Consider the following 15,959-nt stretch of genomic DNA (forward strand, 5'->3'; position numbering starts at 1 on the left):
AGGAGAGGGGATTCGCTGGTGGAGCAGGGGAGCAAATCAATCTATTGGCACGCAGGCAAAGTAACTAGAGCGGATCGCAGCCGGCTGAACGGGCATGGCAGCTGTGCGCTCTGGTTTACAGGCTTATCGGGCTCCGGCAAGTCGACACTCGCTGTTGAAGTGGAGCGCAGGCTTCACAGCCGCAGAGTGCATACGTATATCCTGGACGGGGATAACCTGCGGCATGGTCTCAGCAAGGGATTAGGATTTACGCCGGAGGACCGCAAAGAAAATATGAGGCGGACCGGGGAAGCTGCAAAGCTGTTTGTGGATGCAGGCATAATGACACTGGTGACTCTGATCTCCCCCTACCGCAGCGAACGGGAGCTGGTCCGCTCCGTGGTGGGAACAGACAGCTTTGTCGAGATCTATGTCCGGTGCCCGCTTGAGGAATGTGAACGAAGAGATCCGAAGGGGCTGTACAAACGGGCACGGAGCAACGAGATCAGCGAATTTACGGGCATCTCGGCGCCCTATGAGGAGCCGGAGAACCCGGAGCTTGAGATCGACACCAGCAGGCTGGACCTGCAGCAGTCAGCAGGCCGGGTACTGGATTATCTGAAAAGCAGGGGCTGGCTGCGCACATGAGCTAAGGGAGGATAAAGCGGTTGGATGCAGGGAAATGCCAGCCGCTCCTGCCAGCTTGAACATTCTAAACAGAAAAGTTTGAATAATGGTTTGCTTTTTCCAAAAGGATGTGTTAGTATAAGGTATATCGAAATTTTGACCTGAATTCACATATTGTAGAGGGTTATTATTTTTGAGTGAATAACCTTGTCCAATATGTGAATTTTTTATTTTTAGCGAAATAAAAGGTCATGTAAAATAACTTTTTGGAGGAATTCCACATGCAACAAGGTACAGTGAAATGGTTTAACGCAGAGAAAGGCTTTGGTTTCATCGAGGTTGAAGGCGGCAACGATGTATTCGTTCACTTCAGCGCAATCGTAGGCGACGGCTTCAAGTCCCTGGACGAAGGCCAGCGCGTAGAATTCAACGTGGTTCAAGGCAACCGCGGACCACAAGCTGAGAACGTTGTAAAGCTGTAAGCTTTAAACAACTTCTTACTTGGGTTTAACTGCTTGTACGACCTGCAAGCAGGGAGAAGAAGGCTGTCCGCATCGAGCGGGCAGCCTCTTTTTTATGCAGATATGGTCTTAAGACATTATTAGGCTTGTCTTTCCCTTTACCTGGCGGATGGATTCGTCCTTAGCTTCCATGCGGGGATTAGGGAGTGGAACTGGAAGGAATAGCTCACAAGCATATGAATCAGCGTATAAATCAGCAGTGTCATAAGATAAGTGCTGAACCACATGATTACAGTTGTATTTAGGAAGAAGTACAGCAGCAGCATGCCAACGGGGAAGGGGACCAGAATGATCAGCCAGATCGGTGCGTTAAGACCTTCCGTAATGGCTCCGAGCGAGACGACGGTTATTCCGATTAACAAGGCCTCCCACCAGTTGATTCCACCGCTGACAAGCAGGGTGCCCATATAATAGGATGCGGCTGTCAGCGCAATAGCCAGAGCAAAGTCTCTTATGTATTTCATATCTTTCACCTCCTTCAGAAGTCATCCTCAAGAGGATTCAATATCCTGATTTTACCACAGTGAAGTAGTTAACACCTCATTAACCCTATCTTATCAAATTCTTAAAATTACCATAATGTGTGCAATGTGCGATTGACTCACCGGGCCAAAGACCGATATACTTCCCTTATTCAAGTGAATCATGGTTTACGAAGGGAAGTATCCAATTATGGCAACAGAAGCACAGCCCGTCAAGAAGGACAAGATCCCCGAGCTTCAGCTCGTCCGGGCGATGGCGATCATCGGAGTGCTGTCGGTTCATTCGACATCAGCGGCCACAACCGCTATGGTGGATTCCAATTACTACTTCTTGTATAATTTCATCAATATCTTCATGAAGTTTGGGACACCAACGTTTATCCTTTTGAGCAGTTTTGTTTTATTCTACAACTATTACAACCGACCGCTTAATAAGTCGCTTTTGGCAACCTTTTATTCCCGGCGGCTTCTTTATATCGTAACGCCATATGTCTTATTCTCTTTATTTTACTTTGGCCTGAAAAATTATGGCGTCATTCTGACCCAGCCAATGCAAACAGCTGAACAGTTTTTCAATCTGCTGCTGACAGGAAAGGCTCATACGCATTTGTATTTTGTTTTCATTAGTATACAGTTTTATGTTCTCTTTCCACTCATATTGTGGTTGTTTAAGAAATCCCGGGGGCTGGCTAAGTGGGCTGTGCCAATCGGTTTAACAATCCAATGGGGATTTGTACTAATTAACAAGTACGTTGTGCCGTATCCTGGCGTGCCGAACAAAGGTAGTTGGGCGTTTTCGTACATGGCCTATTTTATGCTTGGTGCTTTTATGGGCATATTCTTCCCGCAGATTAAACGCTGGATCCTTATTGCTAGGGAGAATGTAAGTCCAGGGAAGATAGCTTTATGGATTGGACTATGGGCATTCTGGCTTACGGCAGGCATTTGCCATGTCCTCATATGGTATTATTACCGTGTCGATAATGAGACGCCATACAATAGCTTGGCTTTTGAGTTCTTGTGGAATGCACACACGTATGCGTGCGCGCTAGTGCTGCTACAAATCGCTCACCTGCTGTACAAGAACAGTTCCAGGCTGTTAGTTCGGCCGATGGAACGGCTGGGTGAGATTTCATTCGGAGTATATTTGATCCACCCATTCTTCCTGCATGTTTATCGAAAGCTGGCCTACACGGGCGGCTCGTCCATACTTCTTCACGCTTGGTACGTGGGAGGCTTCCTGCTGGCCTTGATCGGTTCATGGATCGTTGTCTCACTGGTAACGCGGTTCCTGCCGTTCTCGTGGCTGATCTTCGGGCAGGTGCCGAAGCCGAAGCGGGACCGCCAAACGCCTGCACAACCGGTAGTTCCAGGCGGAATTGGCCGATAAGTATACGATAAAGATACCCATACGCTAAACACTTATTTGAAGTGTCCAGTGTATGGGTATCTGTTTGTTCTCAAGAGTAGTTTAGTACAGATAAGAAGCCATTCTTTCGTCAATCAGCGTAATGCTTTGGGCATTTTCTTCATCATCAAACTGGATTGAGATCTGAATAATATTTATTAATTCGTCGTTATCTATATCCTTTGGTATGTCGGATAAAAAAGTTTTCTCTTTTGTGTCGTAAGTATAAAGAAGAGATTTAGGACTATCAAACCGGGCATTCTCTGTGCCATATATTTCCCTAATGTCGCTTCTGGCCATGCCTGCTTTAATAAGTTTTGAAGTTTGATAGACATCAGCTGACTGCTTGCCTAAGGTGATTCCTGCGACTTTATCGCCGCGATAGAAAACGGATATGCCGGGGTCATAGTGGGTAATCGTGGACGAATGCTTTTTGCCTGTGCCAAGTATCTTTTCTGCATCCGTGCGGTCCATTCCATACTCAACTTTTGCCCTGCTGTCACCAATTTTGCTGATTGAAAGATCCTCTTCTGTCAGGCCCGGTGATGATGAACCGCATCCTGCCAGCATCCATACAACCAGTGGAAGTAAAAATACTCCTCTTAATCTCATATCTCTCTCTTTCTCTCCTCTCTAACAGTGACCTAAATATTAACAAATAACCAGTCTGAAATCCACAACATAATCTACTGAAGCTCCAAGCGGGCTGAGCCGGCAAGGCTGTATGATGAATAAGAGGGTATCCAGTCTGTCAGACGGAATACCCTCTTATTTATCAGCTGCTGATGGAGTACGTGGTTACGTAGGACGGTCGGGGGAAGATGGACGGCTTCTGCTCCGTAATGCCCTCGGGTGTATGGCGTTTGCGGTGTGCATGGCTGTATGCCTGCGACTGCTGCCAGTCCTTGAAATGCTCCTCCGATTCCCACACGGTCAGAATCACGTAGGTGTCGCTGTTGAGCGGCCGGAGCACCCGAATACCCGCGAACCCGGGCTCGTCCTCGACCTTGCGCGCACGATTCATGAACCGCTCCTCAAAGTCCGGGCGGCCCTCGTCGGTGACGGGTATATTGTTCAGTACGGCAAAATTTCCTCCCGTGAGCGTTCCGGCTGCATCGATGGCAAAATACACAAGTGCTTCATCCGTACCGGTGATTTCCTGCTGCTGTTCAACGAGCCAGCGCTGCTGGCCGGCCTCATCTGCCAGGCGAATATGCTGCTGTGAGAACAGTTCCGCGGGCAGCTGATGGTCCGTCATATAGAGATACATAGAGATAACCTGCCTTTACCCAGTAGATTCAACGTATATACCAACTTCTACATTGTACAGCAAGGGGCAGGGCGGTGAAATGAAGAGCGCATGAAGATTTGGCCCGGTTCGCGAAGAACCGGGCTCAAGAGTTTGGCGTGAAGCTCTACTGCAGCTGAGAAGAATAAGGAAACTGGGTGGCATATTTGCGGAACTGGTCGTAGGTCTGGTCCAGCTTGGCCTGCTGCTCGCCCTCCAGCTTGTAGTGTCCCTTCTTGAACATCATCTCGTACATATCGTACTGGCAGCGGTGGGTTTCCATCAGAACCGTCAGAATGTCCTCATGCAGGGCGGGGTGGCTTGCTTCCCGTGCCGATACATTGAAGCTGTCGGTTAAGTATTTTTCCATCGCGAGGATATCGTTGACGCGGTCGCGGTCGTTCAGTTCCGGGCCTTTCTCCTTCGTTTCATAGGATGGCTTCGGATTCTTGATAGTTTGGGAATTCTGGTTGCCGCTCATGGCCTATACCTCCTCTCTTATTGCAGCTGTTGTACTCGCTTCATCTCAGCATCATTGTCATTCTTCAGGTGCTTCAGCAGCATCTCATAGTGACGCAGATGCATCTGGCCGACGCGGTCGATGGCTGCGGCGATCTCAGGGTCGGAGCATTCCTTGGCGAAGTGGCTGCACTTCTTCATCGCGAGCAGCTCCCAAGACAGCTGGTCCTTCAAATACAAGTAGTCTTTCGTTGTAATAACCTGCGGGCCATGCGTCATGACGGGCTCGTTCTGGTCAATTGTCTGATTTGGCACTGCTTGCCCTCCTTCCGGCTTTAGCTTCTGAAATTAGATTGTCTTCGCGGCAGGCTTTTTATCCACTCTTGCCCAAACAGGAAAAAACCGCGTTCCATCTTAATGGCACCGGGAACGCGGTTAGGCAAAGCTATTTTGCGGGTAAAGCCTGATCGCTGGCTGCAGCATCCTTGGCCGGCCCAGGCACGATCCGCTTGAACAGCCACGACTGGAAGATCAGGAAGCAGCCGCCGACTGTCCAGTAGAGCGGTAGCGCTGCCGGAGCGGTGAAGGAGAATAAGCCCATCATAACCGGTGAGAGATAGCCGAGGAATGCCATGCTCTTCTGCTGCTCGGGCGGCAAGCCGCGCTGCGTGATCTTGAACTGCAGGTAATAGGTTGCTGCTGCGATGAGCGGCATAACCGTGTCGGCCAGCCCGAGGTTGAACCACAGGAAGGAGTGGCTGGCAATTTCGGGAGTCCGCCGAATCGCATAGTAGAAGGCGTACAATATCGGCAGCTGCAGGAGCAGCGGCAGACAGCCGATGTTAAGCGGGTTGATCTGATGCTTCTGATAGAGCTGCATCATTTCCTTCTGCATTTCGCGCTGGGCTTCAGGGTTCTTGCTCTGATTCTTGTATTTCTCCTGGAGAGCTTTCATCTCAGGCTGCAGCAGGGCGGTCTTCTCCTTCATGACGCTCTGGGCCCGGTACTGCTTGAGCATGAGCGGCATAAGCGCGAACCGTACGCAGAGCGTAACCAGAATGATGGACAGCCCGTAGCTGCCGCCGAACAGATCGGCGAAGAAGGTTATCAGCCGGGAGAAGCTGTAGACAAAATAATGATTAAACCAGCCTGTCGTATTGGCATCAATCGGTTCCTGGGATGCTGCGCTGCAGCCTCCGAGCAGCAAAACCGCCGCAAGAATCAGTAGAAGCTTAACCGAACGGGAAAGAGGGAACGCGCGGTTTGTAATCTGTTTATCCATATGCACTCTCCTTGTCTATTCATGGTGAACTGAACAGTCAGAGAGTGCTGCTGATCTGCGTCGTCTTCAGGGCTTTCCTTATGGCGGACCCGGGAGACGGCAAGCTGCTTTTCCAGCTGATGGGCTGCAGAGCTGACGGGCTTTGCTTCACTCGTAGAACGGGTTGAGCTTTGTCCCGACAGCAGGGAAAAGTCAGGGCCGGCATGCCGGAGCATATGCCAGCCGAAGACGGCCATCAGTACGCTGATGCTTCCCAGCAGGGAGAATGAATCGAGCAGCTCGGCGATCATATCGATAAACACGGCGTTCACCTCCTTCCTCCTAAGTTATCGAATACTTGTATTGTCCGCCATCCGGCTGCGGAAGTCAAAGGAACCTTCTATGGCGGCCAAAGGCATTAAAGCCAGCCCCGGTCCTTTGCCTTCTGAATGGCATGATGCCGGGTCTCGACCTCAAGCTTCTGGATGGCAGAGGATAAATAATTGCGGACGGTCCCTGTCGTCAGATAGAGGCTGCCGGCAATCTGCCGGGTAGTGGCTCCATCAGCGGCCAGCCGCAGTACCTCCTGTTCGCGCTCAGTCAGCGGGTTTGCTTCATGGGTGAACAGCGAGGCGGCCAGATAAGGGCTTACAACCCGCCCTCCCTGCATCACCTTGCGGATGGCCTCGATGAGGAACTCAATCGGCTCATCCTTCAGCAGATAGGCATCGACGGAAGCGTCCATAGCCTGCTGCAGATAACCGGGCCTGGCGAAGGTTGTGACGATCATAATCTTGCAGGGAAGTCCGCTGCGTCTGACGGAGGCAGCGACCTCCAGACCGGTTAGGCCAGGCATTTCGATATCGAGCAGACAGAGGTCGGGCGTGCAGGCTTCAATCATACGCAGGGCCTCCCCGCCATCTGATACCTGCGCGACAATGTCGATATCGTCCTCCAGCTGCAGCAGCGAGGCAAAGGCTCCCCGCAGCATATGCTGATCTTCTGCGATGACTATGCGAATCAAGTTGGCAGCCTCCTATACATCATACAGACTTCTTAAAACATGCTTTGTGCCATCCAGCTTATTAATGTGCCTCCTGCGGCTGCGCGGGCATTACAGGAACAGTGAGCACGACCTCGGTTCCTCCTTCTGAAGCCTGCGCAATAAGGGCTTGCCCCTTAATCTGCCGCATTCTCTCCTGGATCGAAGGAAGACCGAAGCCCTCTCTGCCGGGGGCAAGTCCTCTGCCGTTATCACGGATCGTCATACGGTAGACGGAATCGCCGGCGGTTTGCCCCGTAATCCAGCAGCGGGATGCGCCGCTGTGCCGGACGACATTGGTCACAGCCTCTCGCAGCGCAAGAGCGAGCATTGTCTGGACTGTGTCGGTAAGGGCGGCATGCGGTTCGTTCTGGATGGCAACCTCCGCCGCTATACCGGCTGAAGCAAGCACCTCCGATACGTGGTCGAGCTCGGCGCTCAGCGGAATATGCCGCATCGATGCTACCAGCTCACGCACCTGCTGCAGCGCATGGCGGGCGCTGTGCTTGATCTCGTCGATCTCGCTGCGGGCCCGTGCCGAGTCACGGTCGACGAGCCGTGCGGCAAGCTCGCTCTTCATCTTGATCATGGTAAGCGTCTGGCCGAGTGTGTCATGCAGATCACGTGCAATCCGGTGCCGCTCTTCTTCCTGGATATAGCGCTCCAGCTTGCGGTTGGCCGCATTCAGCTTGGTCGACAGCCTGCGTGCCTTGTCGATGGTGCGGATGACATAGGGCATAAGAAGCTGAAGAATAAGGAAGGGCAGCAGAGGAGTCCCGAAGAAGGACCGCAGTTCCCCGTTAAGAATGGCATAGGAGATGAAGAACATGCCGGCTATGCCTGCCATTCCCGCGTACATCAGCTTGAGCGTCCGGGCGCGGCTGAGCAGATCGGCATACATGAAGCCGTACAGCAGCAGCCATTGCTGGTAGAAGACCGCATAGACGGCGATGACTGCAAGCCCGGCCCACGAGGCGATAACGAGCAGCCAGCCGCGCTGCCATAGCCCGGTATAGAAGCATAATGCAGTAACGAGGTACAGCGCAATAGAAGTGCCTATGCCGAGGGGCTGGTACTGCCATATGGTGACATAGGCCAGGAACACGAATCCAATAATATCAATGAATAGATAGCTTTCAATCTGGTCAGCCGGATATAGTTTTCGAAGCATGATTCCTCTCTCTGGCGGAGAACCGCCGTGTCATGGTTTTGCGTGCGGCCTCCAGTGGTCCCTGCTTGAACAGCCGGAGCCAGATTCCTGAGAAGAACAGTAGTGAAAGGCAGATAAGGACCCAAACCGCAGTCGTCGTCAAGGAGCTGGTCTTACCGCCCAGGCCTAGTCCCCACCCATAAAATATAACGGAAGCCAGCACATTCTGCAGTACGTAGCAGCTGAGTGCCATCCGCCCGACACGCTCCAGCATGGACCACAGAGACCAGCGGCTGAACCGTTCTGTCAGGAGTGCAAGCAGTGCAATGTACCCTATTGCCATAATGGGAGCGAACAGGTAGCGAAGCGGAAAATCAAATACGCCTCCCGGCACGAACAGCAGCAGGTTTAACGGAATACCCGCGCCAAGTCCCAGCTTCAGCATGCGCCTTCGAATAGCCCTGCCTCTCTCATCCGGCTGGAAAGCTCCTGCCCGCATCAAGCGGACGCCTGTGAGGAAGAGGAAGATGTTTAGCGGCAGTACGAAGATCGCCTCCGTACGGAAAAATCCAAAGTTGGCGAGCCTGAACGCCACCTGCTCCAGCCATGTGCCGCTGCCGTACAGAGCTTCGGTGCCTAGGGCATGATTCATGGGCATGCTCTCACCGGATAGATAGAGTCCGAGACTGGAAGCAAATAGCAGCAGGATGAGCATACCATGAAAAATTCCCGTGATCCACATCGTCCGCTTCATAGCGCGTTCACCCCGCTTCACCACCCAGGCCACCAGAACCGCAGTCATTGCATAGCTCATGAGAATGTCATATTCAAGAACCAGGGTGTAATGCAGCAGCCCTTCCAGCATGAGAAACAGGGCAGTCAGCAGATAGGGTCCGGGCCATCTCTTCTTCCGGACCAGCGACCTGCTGTACTGCAGCTCAAGACCAGCCCCGAACAGAATGGTCAGCAGGCCAAGCAGCTTGCCGTTGACCAGGAACAGCACCAGATAACGGATGAGTACATCCATGGAGGCCCACCAGTCATTATGCGCGTAGGTAAAGAGATAGTCTACATCGCCGAGATGGGCAAACAGCCAGATGTTAGTGCCGAGTGTGCCCATTATGGCAAAGCCTCTGAGAATATCGAGCAGCTGGATTCGCTCATTTGATGCTTGAGTCATCGTTACAGCCTCCCATTATAACAGGCCCTCGCAAGGCCTCTGTAGTAACTACAGAATACAACCGGCCTTAGTCTGCTGGTAGGCACTGCCGTCATCATGGGCGGTATGACAAGTGTCATAAATGGGGCGAAGATGATCAATATCGTTAAGTTGCCGTGCATTAATGCACGGCGCATTTCACGAATTTGTACGATTCTATGATGATTTTACTCGACACTATATGACAAATATCACATAAAACCTTCCTGTTCCTTCCTATAATGAGTTCGAAGTCGAAGGAGGTCGTGACGGTGGAAGCAGTGGATTTGGCAAGGTGGCAGTTTGGAATAACAACGGTGTATCATTTTTTATTCGTGCCTTTATCGATTGGCTTGGCGTATTTGATCGCCTTTATGCAGACCATGTATGTCGTCAAGAATGATGAGAAGTACAAGCAGATGACCAAGTTTTGGGGCAAAATCTTTCTGCTCAACTTTGCGGTAGGTGTCGTAACGGGAATTATGCAGGAGTTCCAGTTCGGTATGAACTGGGCGGATTACTCCCGTTTTGTGGGCGCCGTGTTCGGCGGGCCGCTCGCGGTCGAAGCGCTGGTCTCCTTTTTCCTGGAGTCGACGTTCCTCGGCATCTGGATATTCGGATGGGACAGGCTGCCGAAGAAGGTCCATCTGGCCTCGATCTGGATTGTCGCCATTGCGGCTACATTGTCTGCTCTATGGATATTGAGCGCCAACTCGTTTATGCAGGAGCCGGTAGGCTTTGAGATTGTGAACGGCAGGGCAGAGATGACGGATTTCTTCGCGCTGCTCGGCAACCCGCAGCTGTGGGTGGAGTTTCCGCATGTTATCTTTGGCGCCTTGGCAACGGGCGGGCTGTTCATTACAGGCATTAGCGCATTCAAGATTCTCCGCAATCATCAGAAGGACGTCTTCAAGGCTTCCTTCAATATTGGGATCATCGTGGCGCTGGTGGCCAGCTTCATGACAGCTGTAGCGGGTCACAGCCAGGCGCAGCACTTGATGACCTCGCAGCCGATGAAGATGGCGGCCTCGGAAGGCCTGTGGGAAACGACAGGCGAGAGCGCCCCGTGGACGGTATTTGCGGTTATCGATCCGGAGACGAAGGAGAACAAGTATCAGCTGGAAATTCCTTATGCGCTGAGCATCCTTTCCTATAATAAGCTGACGGGCAGTGTGCCGGGCATGAATGAACTTCAGGCGGAGTACGAGGCGAAGTATGGGCCGGGGGATTACATCCCGCCAGTCCGCACGACCTTCTGGAGCTTCCGTATTATGATCGCCGCAGGCATGCTGATGATTCTGCTGAGCGCTTTCGGCACCTATGCGGTCATTCGCGGGCGTCTGGAGCGTTACCGGAGATATCTGAAGTGGATGATTCCAGCCATATCGCTCCCGTTTATCGCCAACTCGGCGGGTTGGATCATGACGGAGGTCGGCCGCCAGCCGTGGATCGTATTCGGGCTGCAGAAGACGGCGGACGGCGTATCGCCGCTGGTGTCCAGCGGCATGGTGGCTACGACTCTGATCGGATTTACGGTTGTATACGGCGCACTGGCTGCCGTCTTCATTTACCTGGTCGTCCACTTCGTCCGCCAGGGTGTCGAGGAAGAGGTTCATGTGCCCCAGGTGCAGGAGGAAGTGCTGCCTGTTCTGGACAATACCGTTACACCGGTATAGGCAGGCGTGGCAGTCAGGACCGCTAGAAGCAAGAGTTAATGGCAGGTCGATAAATGGAAAGCGAGGCGACGGGCCCCATGCTGGAAACGTTGTGGTTTATTCTGATAACTGTATTATTTGTAGGATTCTTCTTCCTCGAGGGCTTTGATTTCGGGGTCGGCATGCTGGCCCCGTTCCTTGGCAAGACCGATACGGAGCGGCGAGTCGTCATCAACACGATTGGTCCGTTCTGGGATGGCAATGAAGTTTGGCTGATTACGGCCGGCGGCGCGATGTTTGCTGCTTTTCCCGGCTGGTATGCAACGCTGTTCAGCGGGTTTTATATGGCACTCTTCCTGATGCTGCTGGCGCTGATCGGCCGCGGGGTGGCATTTGAATTCCGCAGCAAGCTCGAAAGCAGGAGCTGGCGGCAGACATGGGACTGGATCATCTTCTTCGGCAGCCTGCTGCCGCCTCTCTTGTGGGGTGTGGCGCTGGCCAATCTGATGCGGGGTGTGCCGATTGATGCCAGCACCAATTACGTCGGCTCCTTCTGGGATCTGATCTCGCTATACTCAGTTGCCGGCGGCATCAGTATCGTGCTGCTGTTCCTGCTGCATGGCGCACTCTTCCTGTCGCTTAAGACGACCGGCGTGCTGCGCGACCGGGCCAGAAACTTTGCCCGGCGGATCGGGGCGTTGACGACCGTGGTCATGCTGCTGTTTGTCATCCTTAGCTATTTTGAGACCGATATGTTTACCGCAAGGGGCATCAATCCGGGCATGGTGCCGCTGCTGGCTGGCATGGCACTGGTATCCGTGTACTTCTTCCTGAAGGCAGGCAAGGACGGCTGGAGCTTCGTAATGACAGGTATTACGATTGCCCTGTCGACGGTGACGGTCTTCATGTGCCTGTATCCGCGGGTGATGATTTCGTCCCTGAATCCGGACTGGACGCTGACAATCTATAACACATCATCGAACCCGTATACGCTGAAGGTGATGACGATCGTGGCTTTGACAACCGTGCCGCTCGTTGTGGCCTACCAGGCATGGAACTATTGGATCTTCCGCAAGCGGGTCAGCGCGGACGATCATCTGGACTACTGATATGATGAAGAAATTATTCGAGCGGGTGCCGGGCACCCGCAAGCTGTTCGCGGTCAGTGTCCTCCTTGGCACGCTCGGGGGCATGCTGATTATTCTGGAAGCGGCCTGGCTGGCGCGGATCGCCGACCGGGTTTTCTTGGGCGGTCTCAAGCTGGGGCCGCTTCTCCCGGTTTTTGGGGTGCTGCTGCTGTGGATCGGGCTTCGCTTCGTCGTGCATACTGCCGGCGAATATGCCGCATCTCAGATGGCTCTGCGAATCAAGCGGGATTTGCGAAGCCGCCTTTTGCGGAAGCTGACTGAGCTTGGCCCAGCCTACGTGAAGGGAGAACGCAGCGGCGAACTGGCGGGGACGGTCTACGAAGGTGTGGAGCAGCTGGAGAATTATCTGGCCAAATATTTGCCGCAGATGGCGCTTTCCATGCTGATCCCGGCTGCTGTCTTCTGCGTGGTGGCAGGCCTTGACTGGTTCTCGGCTGTTGTTCTCGCGGTTACGCTGCCGCTGCTGGTATTGTTCATGATCCTGGTTGGTATGACCGCGAAGGCCAAGGCGGGCAAGCAGTTTGCGGTGCTCAGCAGGCTGGGCGGACACTTCATGGACGTGCTGCGCGGGCTTCCGACCTTGAAGCTGTTCAACCGCAGCAGGGCCCAGATTGATATTATCTCGCGAATCAGCGAGGATTACCGCAAGACGACGATGGGGACGCTGCGGCTGGCCTTCCTGTCCGCTTTCGTCATGGAGCTGTTCGCCACGCTGAGCACGGCCATTGTTGCCGTGTTTCTTGGTCTCCGGCTGATCGAAGGGCAGATTGGCTTCGAGTGGGCTTTCCTAGTGCTGCTGTTAACTCCCGAATACTACTCGCCGATCCGTGCGCTCGGCACCCAATTTCATGCCAGTACGAATGGCATGGCGGCTGCGGGCCGTATTCTGGATATTCTGGAGATGGAACCGGGGACATGGACCGAGCATGAGGGGGCAGAGAAGCTCCCGGTCTGTGCCTTCGGCTACCGGATCGAGTTTGATAACGTGGGCTATACGTATCCCGGTAGCAAGCAGCCGGCGCTGGCGGGTCTGACCTTCACGATCGAGCCGGAAGAACGGATGGCCGTCATTGGTCCTACAGGTGCAGGCAAGAGTACGCTGCTGGACCTTCTGCAGGGCTTCATCCGTCCATCCGAAGGCACAATCCGGGTGAATGGCCGTGATATTGGAGAGTTATCCATCGGCTGGTGGCGGGAGCAGCTGTCCGTTGTTGCGCAGAATGCCCGGCTGTATCACGGGACGGTACGCGACAACCTGCTGCTCGGTGCGCCGCACGCTTCACCCCGCGAGATAGAAGCTGCTGTTGCTGCGGCAAAGGCGGAGTTTGTTTACAGGCTGCCTGATGGGCTCGATACTAGATTGGGAGAAATGGTGCGGCTGTCAGGCGGACAGGCACAGCGGATTGCGATAGCCCGGGCGCTGCTTGCCGATGCGCCAGTGCTGCTGCTGGATGAGCCGACAGCAGGGCTTGACCTGCGGCATGAAGCGGCTGTGCGCGATGCGCTGAACGCACTGCTGAAGGGCCGGACCTCCATCATGGTGGCGCACCGGCTGGATACGGTCCGGAAGGCGGACCGGATTCTGGTCCTAAACGGAGGCCGGATCGCGGAATCCGGGGCACCAGCTGAGCTGCTTGCAGCAGATGGATTGTATGCCGCCATGCTGAAGGCTGGACAGCTGGGGGAAGAGCAGGAGACTGGACTTCGGCATGAATCGTCTGCAGACGAACAGCCGGGGAAGGAAGAGCAGCTGTCCGCCGCTGCTGCTGCAAGCGAAACTGTAGATCAGGAGAGCCCCCGTCCTTCGCAGCCTGCTGGCATAAATTCAGGCTCTCCTGCCGGTTCCCGTCGCTCCTCAGAAGGTTGGCAGACGCTTGCACGCATGCTGCAGTTTGTCCGGCCTTACAGAGGACGGACGGCACTTGCGGCCCTGCTCGGCTTTGCAACTATTGCGGCCAATGTCGGGCTGATGGGAACGTCGGGCTACCTGATTGCCAAGGCGGCGCTTCGCCCGGAGACGGTCCTGCTGCTCTGGATTCCGATCGTGGGCGTCCGCTTCTTCGGCATTGCGCGCGGCGTGCTCCGCTACTTGGAGCGGCTGGTGGCTCATGATCTGACCTTTCGGATCCTGCACCGTGTCCGGGTCTGGCTGTACCGGTCACTGGAACCGGAGGGGGTCCGGCTGCTGGAAAGCAGGCGAAGCGGCGATATTCTCGGCGCACTGATCAGTGATGTGGAGCAGCTGCAAAACCTTTACCTGCGCGTTCTGGCGCCGCCGCTGGTTGCGCTGCTGACCTTGATTCTTGGCTTTGGCATAATGGCCTGGCATGCGCCGGGACTGGGTGTCATTCTCGCCATCTCGATGCTTCTGACCGGCACACTGGTGCCATGGCTAAGCCATCGTCTGGCGCGCTCATACGGAGAGGGTATGGTGCGGACCCGGGCGGCGCTTTATACCGAAACGGCGGAGCTGATGAACGGCCTGGCCGACTTTACGATATTCGGCCGCAACGGCCAGCGCCTGGACGTGATCGAGAGCATCCAGGAGGAGGCGGATCAGTACCAGAGAGGCCATAACAGGCTGGGTGCCTGTACAAGCGGAGGTATGCTCGCTGCGGCCCATCTGACAATGTGGCTGATTCTGCTGTACGCTGTTCATCTTGTGGGCATCGGTACGCTGCCGGGCATCGCTATCCCGGCGCTTGCCATGATGGCGCTGGCTTGCTTCGAAGCGGTTACGCCGCTGCCAGCAGCCTTCCAGCAGCTCGGCCAAACGATGTCATCGGCAAGCAGGCTGTTCGCTGTCGCTGACGAATGCGGCGCGGCTTCGGGCTTAGCTTCTGAACCTTTGGAACCGGCCGTACCTGCGGAACTTGCGAAACGTGTGGAACCTGCGGCAGCCGTATCCGCCCCGGAAGCATCACGGTCCATTGAAGCGGGGTGGCAGGCAGACATTCGCGGGCTTTCCTTCCGCTACCGTCCGGAGGAGCCTTATGCGCTTCGTGATATCACGTTCAGCCTGAAGAAGGGCAGACGAACGGCCGTTGTGGGCGAGAGCGGGGCGGGCAAGAGCACCCTGCTGCAGGTGCTGCTTCGCCTTCGCCCTTACGAAGAGGGCTCTGTCAGGCTTGGCGAAGCCGAGCTGCGGGAAGTGCCCGAGGAGCTGGTGCGCGCCCAATTTGCCGTTGTGTCCCAGCGGGTGCAGCTGTTCAACACAACGGTAGGCGCGAACCTGCGGCTCGGCAGGCAGGATGCGAGCGACAGCGAGCTTGTGGAGGCGGCACGCCGGGCCATGGTTCATGACACGATCGCTGCTCTGCCGGGCGGTTATCGCACTGTGATTGGAGAGCAGGGCGCAAGGCTCTCCGGCGGTGAAAGGCAGCGTCTTGCGCTCGCACGCGCCTTGTTGAAGGATGCCCCCGCAGTGCTGTTCGATGAGCCGTCCGAGGGGCTTGATCCTATCACGGAACAGGCCTTGTTCCGCAATATGGATGGTATGCTGCGCGACAAGGCATTGCTGTGGATCACTCACCGGCTGTCAGGTCTGGAAAGAATGGACGAGATCATCGTGCTCCAGGGCGGCCGGATCTGTGAACGGGGTACGCACAGCGAACTTCTGCAGCGCAGGGGCTGTTATTATCAGCTGTGGAAGCTCGAACGCGAGCAGGACTGGCAGCGTGTGCTGGATCAGTATGGAAGCGGAGCCTGAGTGACACGAAGTGCATCATTTAATAATTGACT

At 54.7% G+C, this 15,959-nt stretch carries 16 protein-coding genes; 6 read left to right on the forward strand and 10 right to left on the reverse strand.

Features of this window, described 5'->3' with window-relative positions; genetic code table 11:
• Nucleotides 1-15: 15 nt before the first annotated feature.
• Both cysC and DNH61_RS12550 read left to right on the forward strand, forming a co-directional pair.
• Nucleotides 16-627, forward strand: coding sequence for an adenylyl-sulfate kinase (cysC, locus tag DNH61_RS12545; protein WP_425452245.1), 612 nt, complete (start codon nt 16-18; stop codon nt 625-627).
• A 260-nt stretch (nt 628-887) separates the two neighbouring features.
• Complete coding sequence (locus tag DNH61_RS12550; protein ID WP_111146997.1) at nt 888-1,088, forward strand: cold-shock protein; 201 nt, start codon at nt 888-890, stop codon at nt 1,086-1,088.
• A 137-nt stretch (nt 1,089-1,225) separates the two neighbouring features.
• Here the strand turns inward: DNH61_RS12550 and DNH61_RS12555 are convergent, their stop codons facing one another.
• Entirely contained in the window at nt 1,226-1,591 is a 366-nt protein-coding gene (locus DNH61_RS12555) for a hypothetical protein (protein WP_111146998.1), read from the reverse strand.
• A 208-nt stretch (nt 1,592-1,799) separates the two neighbouring features.
• Here DNH61_RS12555 and DNH61_RS12560 point away from each other — a divergent pair, with 208 nt between their 5' ends.
• Nucleotides 1,800-2,999, forward strand: coding sequence for an acyltransferase (locus tag DNH61_RS12560; RefSeq protein WP_111146999.1), 1,200 nt, complete (start codon nt 1,800-1,802; stop codon nt 2,997-2,999).
• Nucleotides 3,000-3,080: 81 nt separating this feature from the next.
• Here the strand turns inward: DNH61_RS12560 and DNH61_RS12565 are convergent, their stop codons facing one another.
• The 9 genes from DNH61_RS12565 to DNH61_RS12605 form a co-directional block, all read right to left on the reverse strand.
• Nucleotides 3,081-3,629, reverse strand: a complete 549-nt coding sequence (locus DNH61_RS12565; RefSeq protein ID WP_111147000.1) for a hypothetical protein — start codon at nt 3,627-3,629, stop codon at nt 3,081-3,083.
• A 163-nt stretch (nt 3,630-3,792) separates the two neighbouring features.
• A complete protein-coding gene (locus DNH61_RS27020) occupies nt 3,793-4,287 on the reverse strand; it encodes an antibiotic biosynthesis monooxygenase family protein (protein ID WP_111147001.1) in 495 nt (164 codons plus the stop codon).
• Between the two features lie 145 nt (nt 4,288-4,432).
• Nucleotides 4,433-4,786 (reverse strand): spore coat protein, encoded by a 354-nt coding sequence (locus tag DNH61_RS12575; protein WP_111147002.1) that lies wholly within the window; start codon nt 4,784-4,786, stop codon nt 4,433-4,435.
• A gap of 17 nt (nt 4,787-4,803) precedes the next feature.
• A complete protein-coding gene (locus tag DNH61_RS12580) occupies nt 4,804-5,079 on the reverse strand; it encodes a ferritin family protein (RefSeq protein WP_425452236.1) in 276 nt (91 codons plus the stop codon).
• Nucleotides 5,080-5,209: 130 nt separating this feature from the next.
• Nucleotides 5,210-6,046, reverse strand: coding sequence for a membrane protein insertase YidC (gene yidC / locus DNH61_RS12585; RefSeq protein ID WP_111147003.1), 837 nt, complete (start codon nt 6,044-6,046; stop codon nt 5,210-5,212).
• Nucleotides 5,986-6,357, reverse strand: a complete 372-nt coding sequence (locus DNH61_RS12590; protein ID WP_146241009.1) for a hypothetical protein — start codon at nt 6,355-6,357, stop codon at nt 5,986-5,988. Before DNH61_RS12590 ends, yidC begins: the two co-directional genes overlap by 61 nt.
• 86 nt (nt 6,358-6,443) lie before the next feature.
• Nucleotides 6,444-7,049: a response regulator transcription factor gene (locus DNH61_RS12595; RefSeq protein WP_111147005.1), complete on the reverse strand. Its 606-nt coding sequence runs from the start codon at nt 7,047-7,049 to the stop codon at nt 6,444-6,446.
• Between the two features lie 61 nt (nt 7,050-7,110).
• The gene (locus DNH61_RS12600; RefSeq protein WP_111147006.1) at nt 7,111-8,238 is read right to left on the reverse strand and encodes a sensor histidine kinase; all 1,128 of its coding nucleotides are present in this window, start codon (nt 8,236-8,238) and stop codon (nt 7,111-7,113) included.
• Complete coding sequence (locus DNH61_RS12605) at nt 8,213-9,397, reverse strand: DUF418 domain-containing protein (RefSeq protein WP_111147007.1); 1,185 nt, start codon at nt 9,395-9,397, stop codon at nt 8,213-8,215. The genes DNH61_RS12600 and DNH61_RS12605 overlap by 26 nt, the downstream gene beginning before the upstream one ends.
• Nucleotides 9,398-9,687: 290 nt before the next feature.
• Between DNH61_RS12605 and DNH61_RS12610 the strand changes: the two genes are divergently transcribed.
• Genes DNH61_RS12610 through cydD form a run of 3 tightly spaced genes read left to right on the forward strand, consistent with a single transcriptional unit; the run spans nt 9,688 to nt 15,927 of the window.
• Complete coding sequence (locus DNH61_RS12610; RefSeq protein ID WP_111147008.1) at nt 9,688-11,091, forward strand: cytochrome ubiquinol oxidase subunit I; 1,404 nt, start codon at nt 9,688-9,690, stop codon at nt 11,089-11,091.
• A 53-nt stretch (nt 11,092-11,144) separates the two neighbouring features.
• Nucleotides 11,145-12,179, forward strand: coding sequence for a cytochrome d ubiquinol oxidase subunit II (cydB, locus tag DNH61_RS12615; protein WP_245948161.1), 1,035 nt, complete (start codon nt 11,145-11,147; stop codon nt 12,177-12,179).
• A gap of 1 nt (nt 12,180) precedes the next feature.
• Nucleotides 12,181-15,927 carry a thiol reductant ABC exporter subunit CydD gene (cydD, locus tag DNH61_RS12620; protein ID WP_111147009.1) on the forward strand — a complete coding sequence of 1,249 codons (3,747 nt, stop codon included), beginning with the start codon at nt 12,181-12,183 and terminating at the stop codon, nt 15,925-15,927.
• Nucleotides 15,928-15,959: the final 32 nt, after the last annotated feature.

Source organism: Paenibacillus sambharensis (genome assembly GCF_003233845.1).
Classification (GTDB): domain Bacteria; phylum Bacillota; class Bacilli; order Paenibacillales; family Paenibacillaceae; genus Paenibacillus_I; species Paenibacillus_I sambharensis.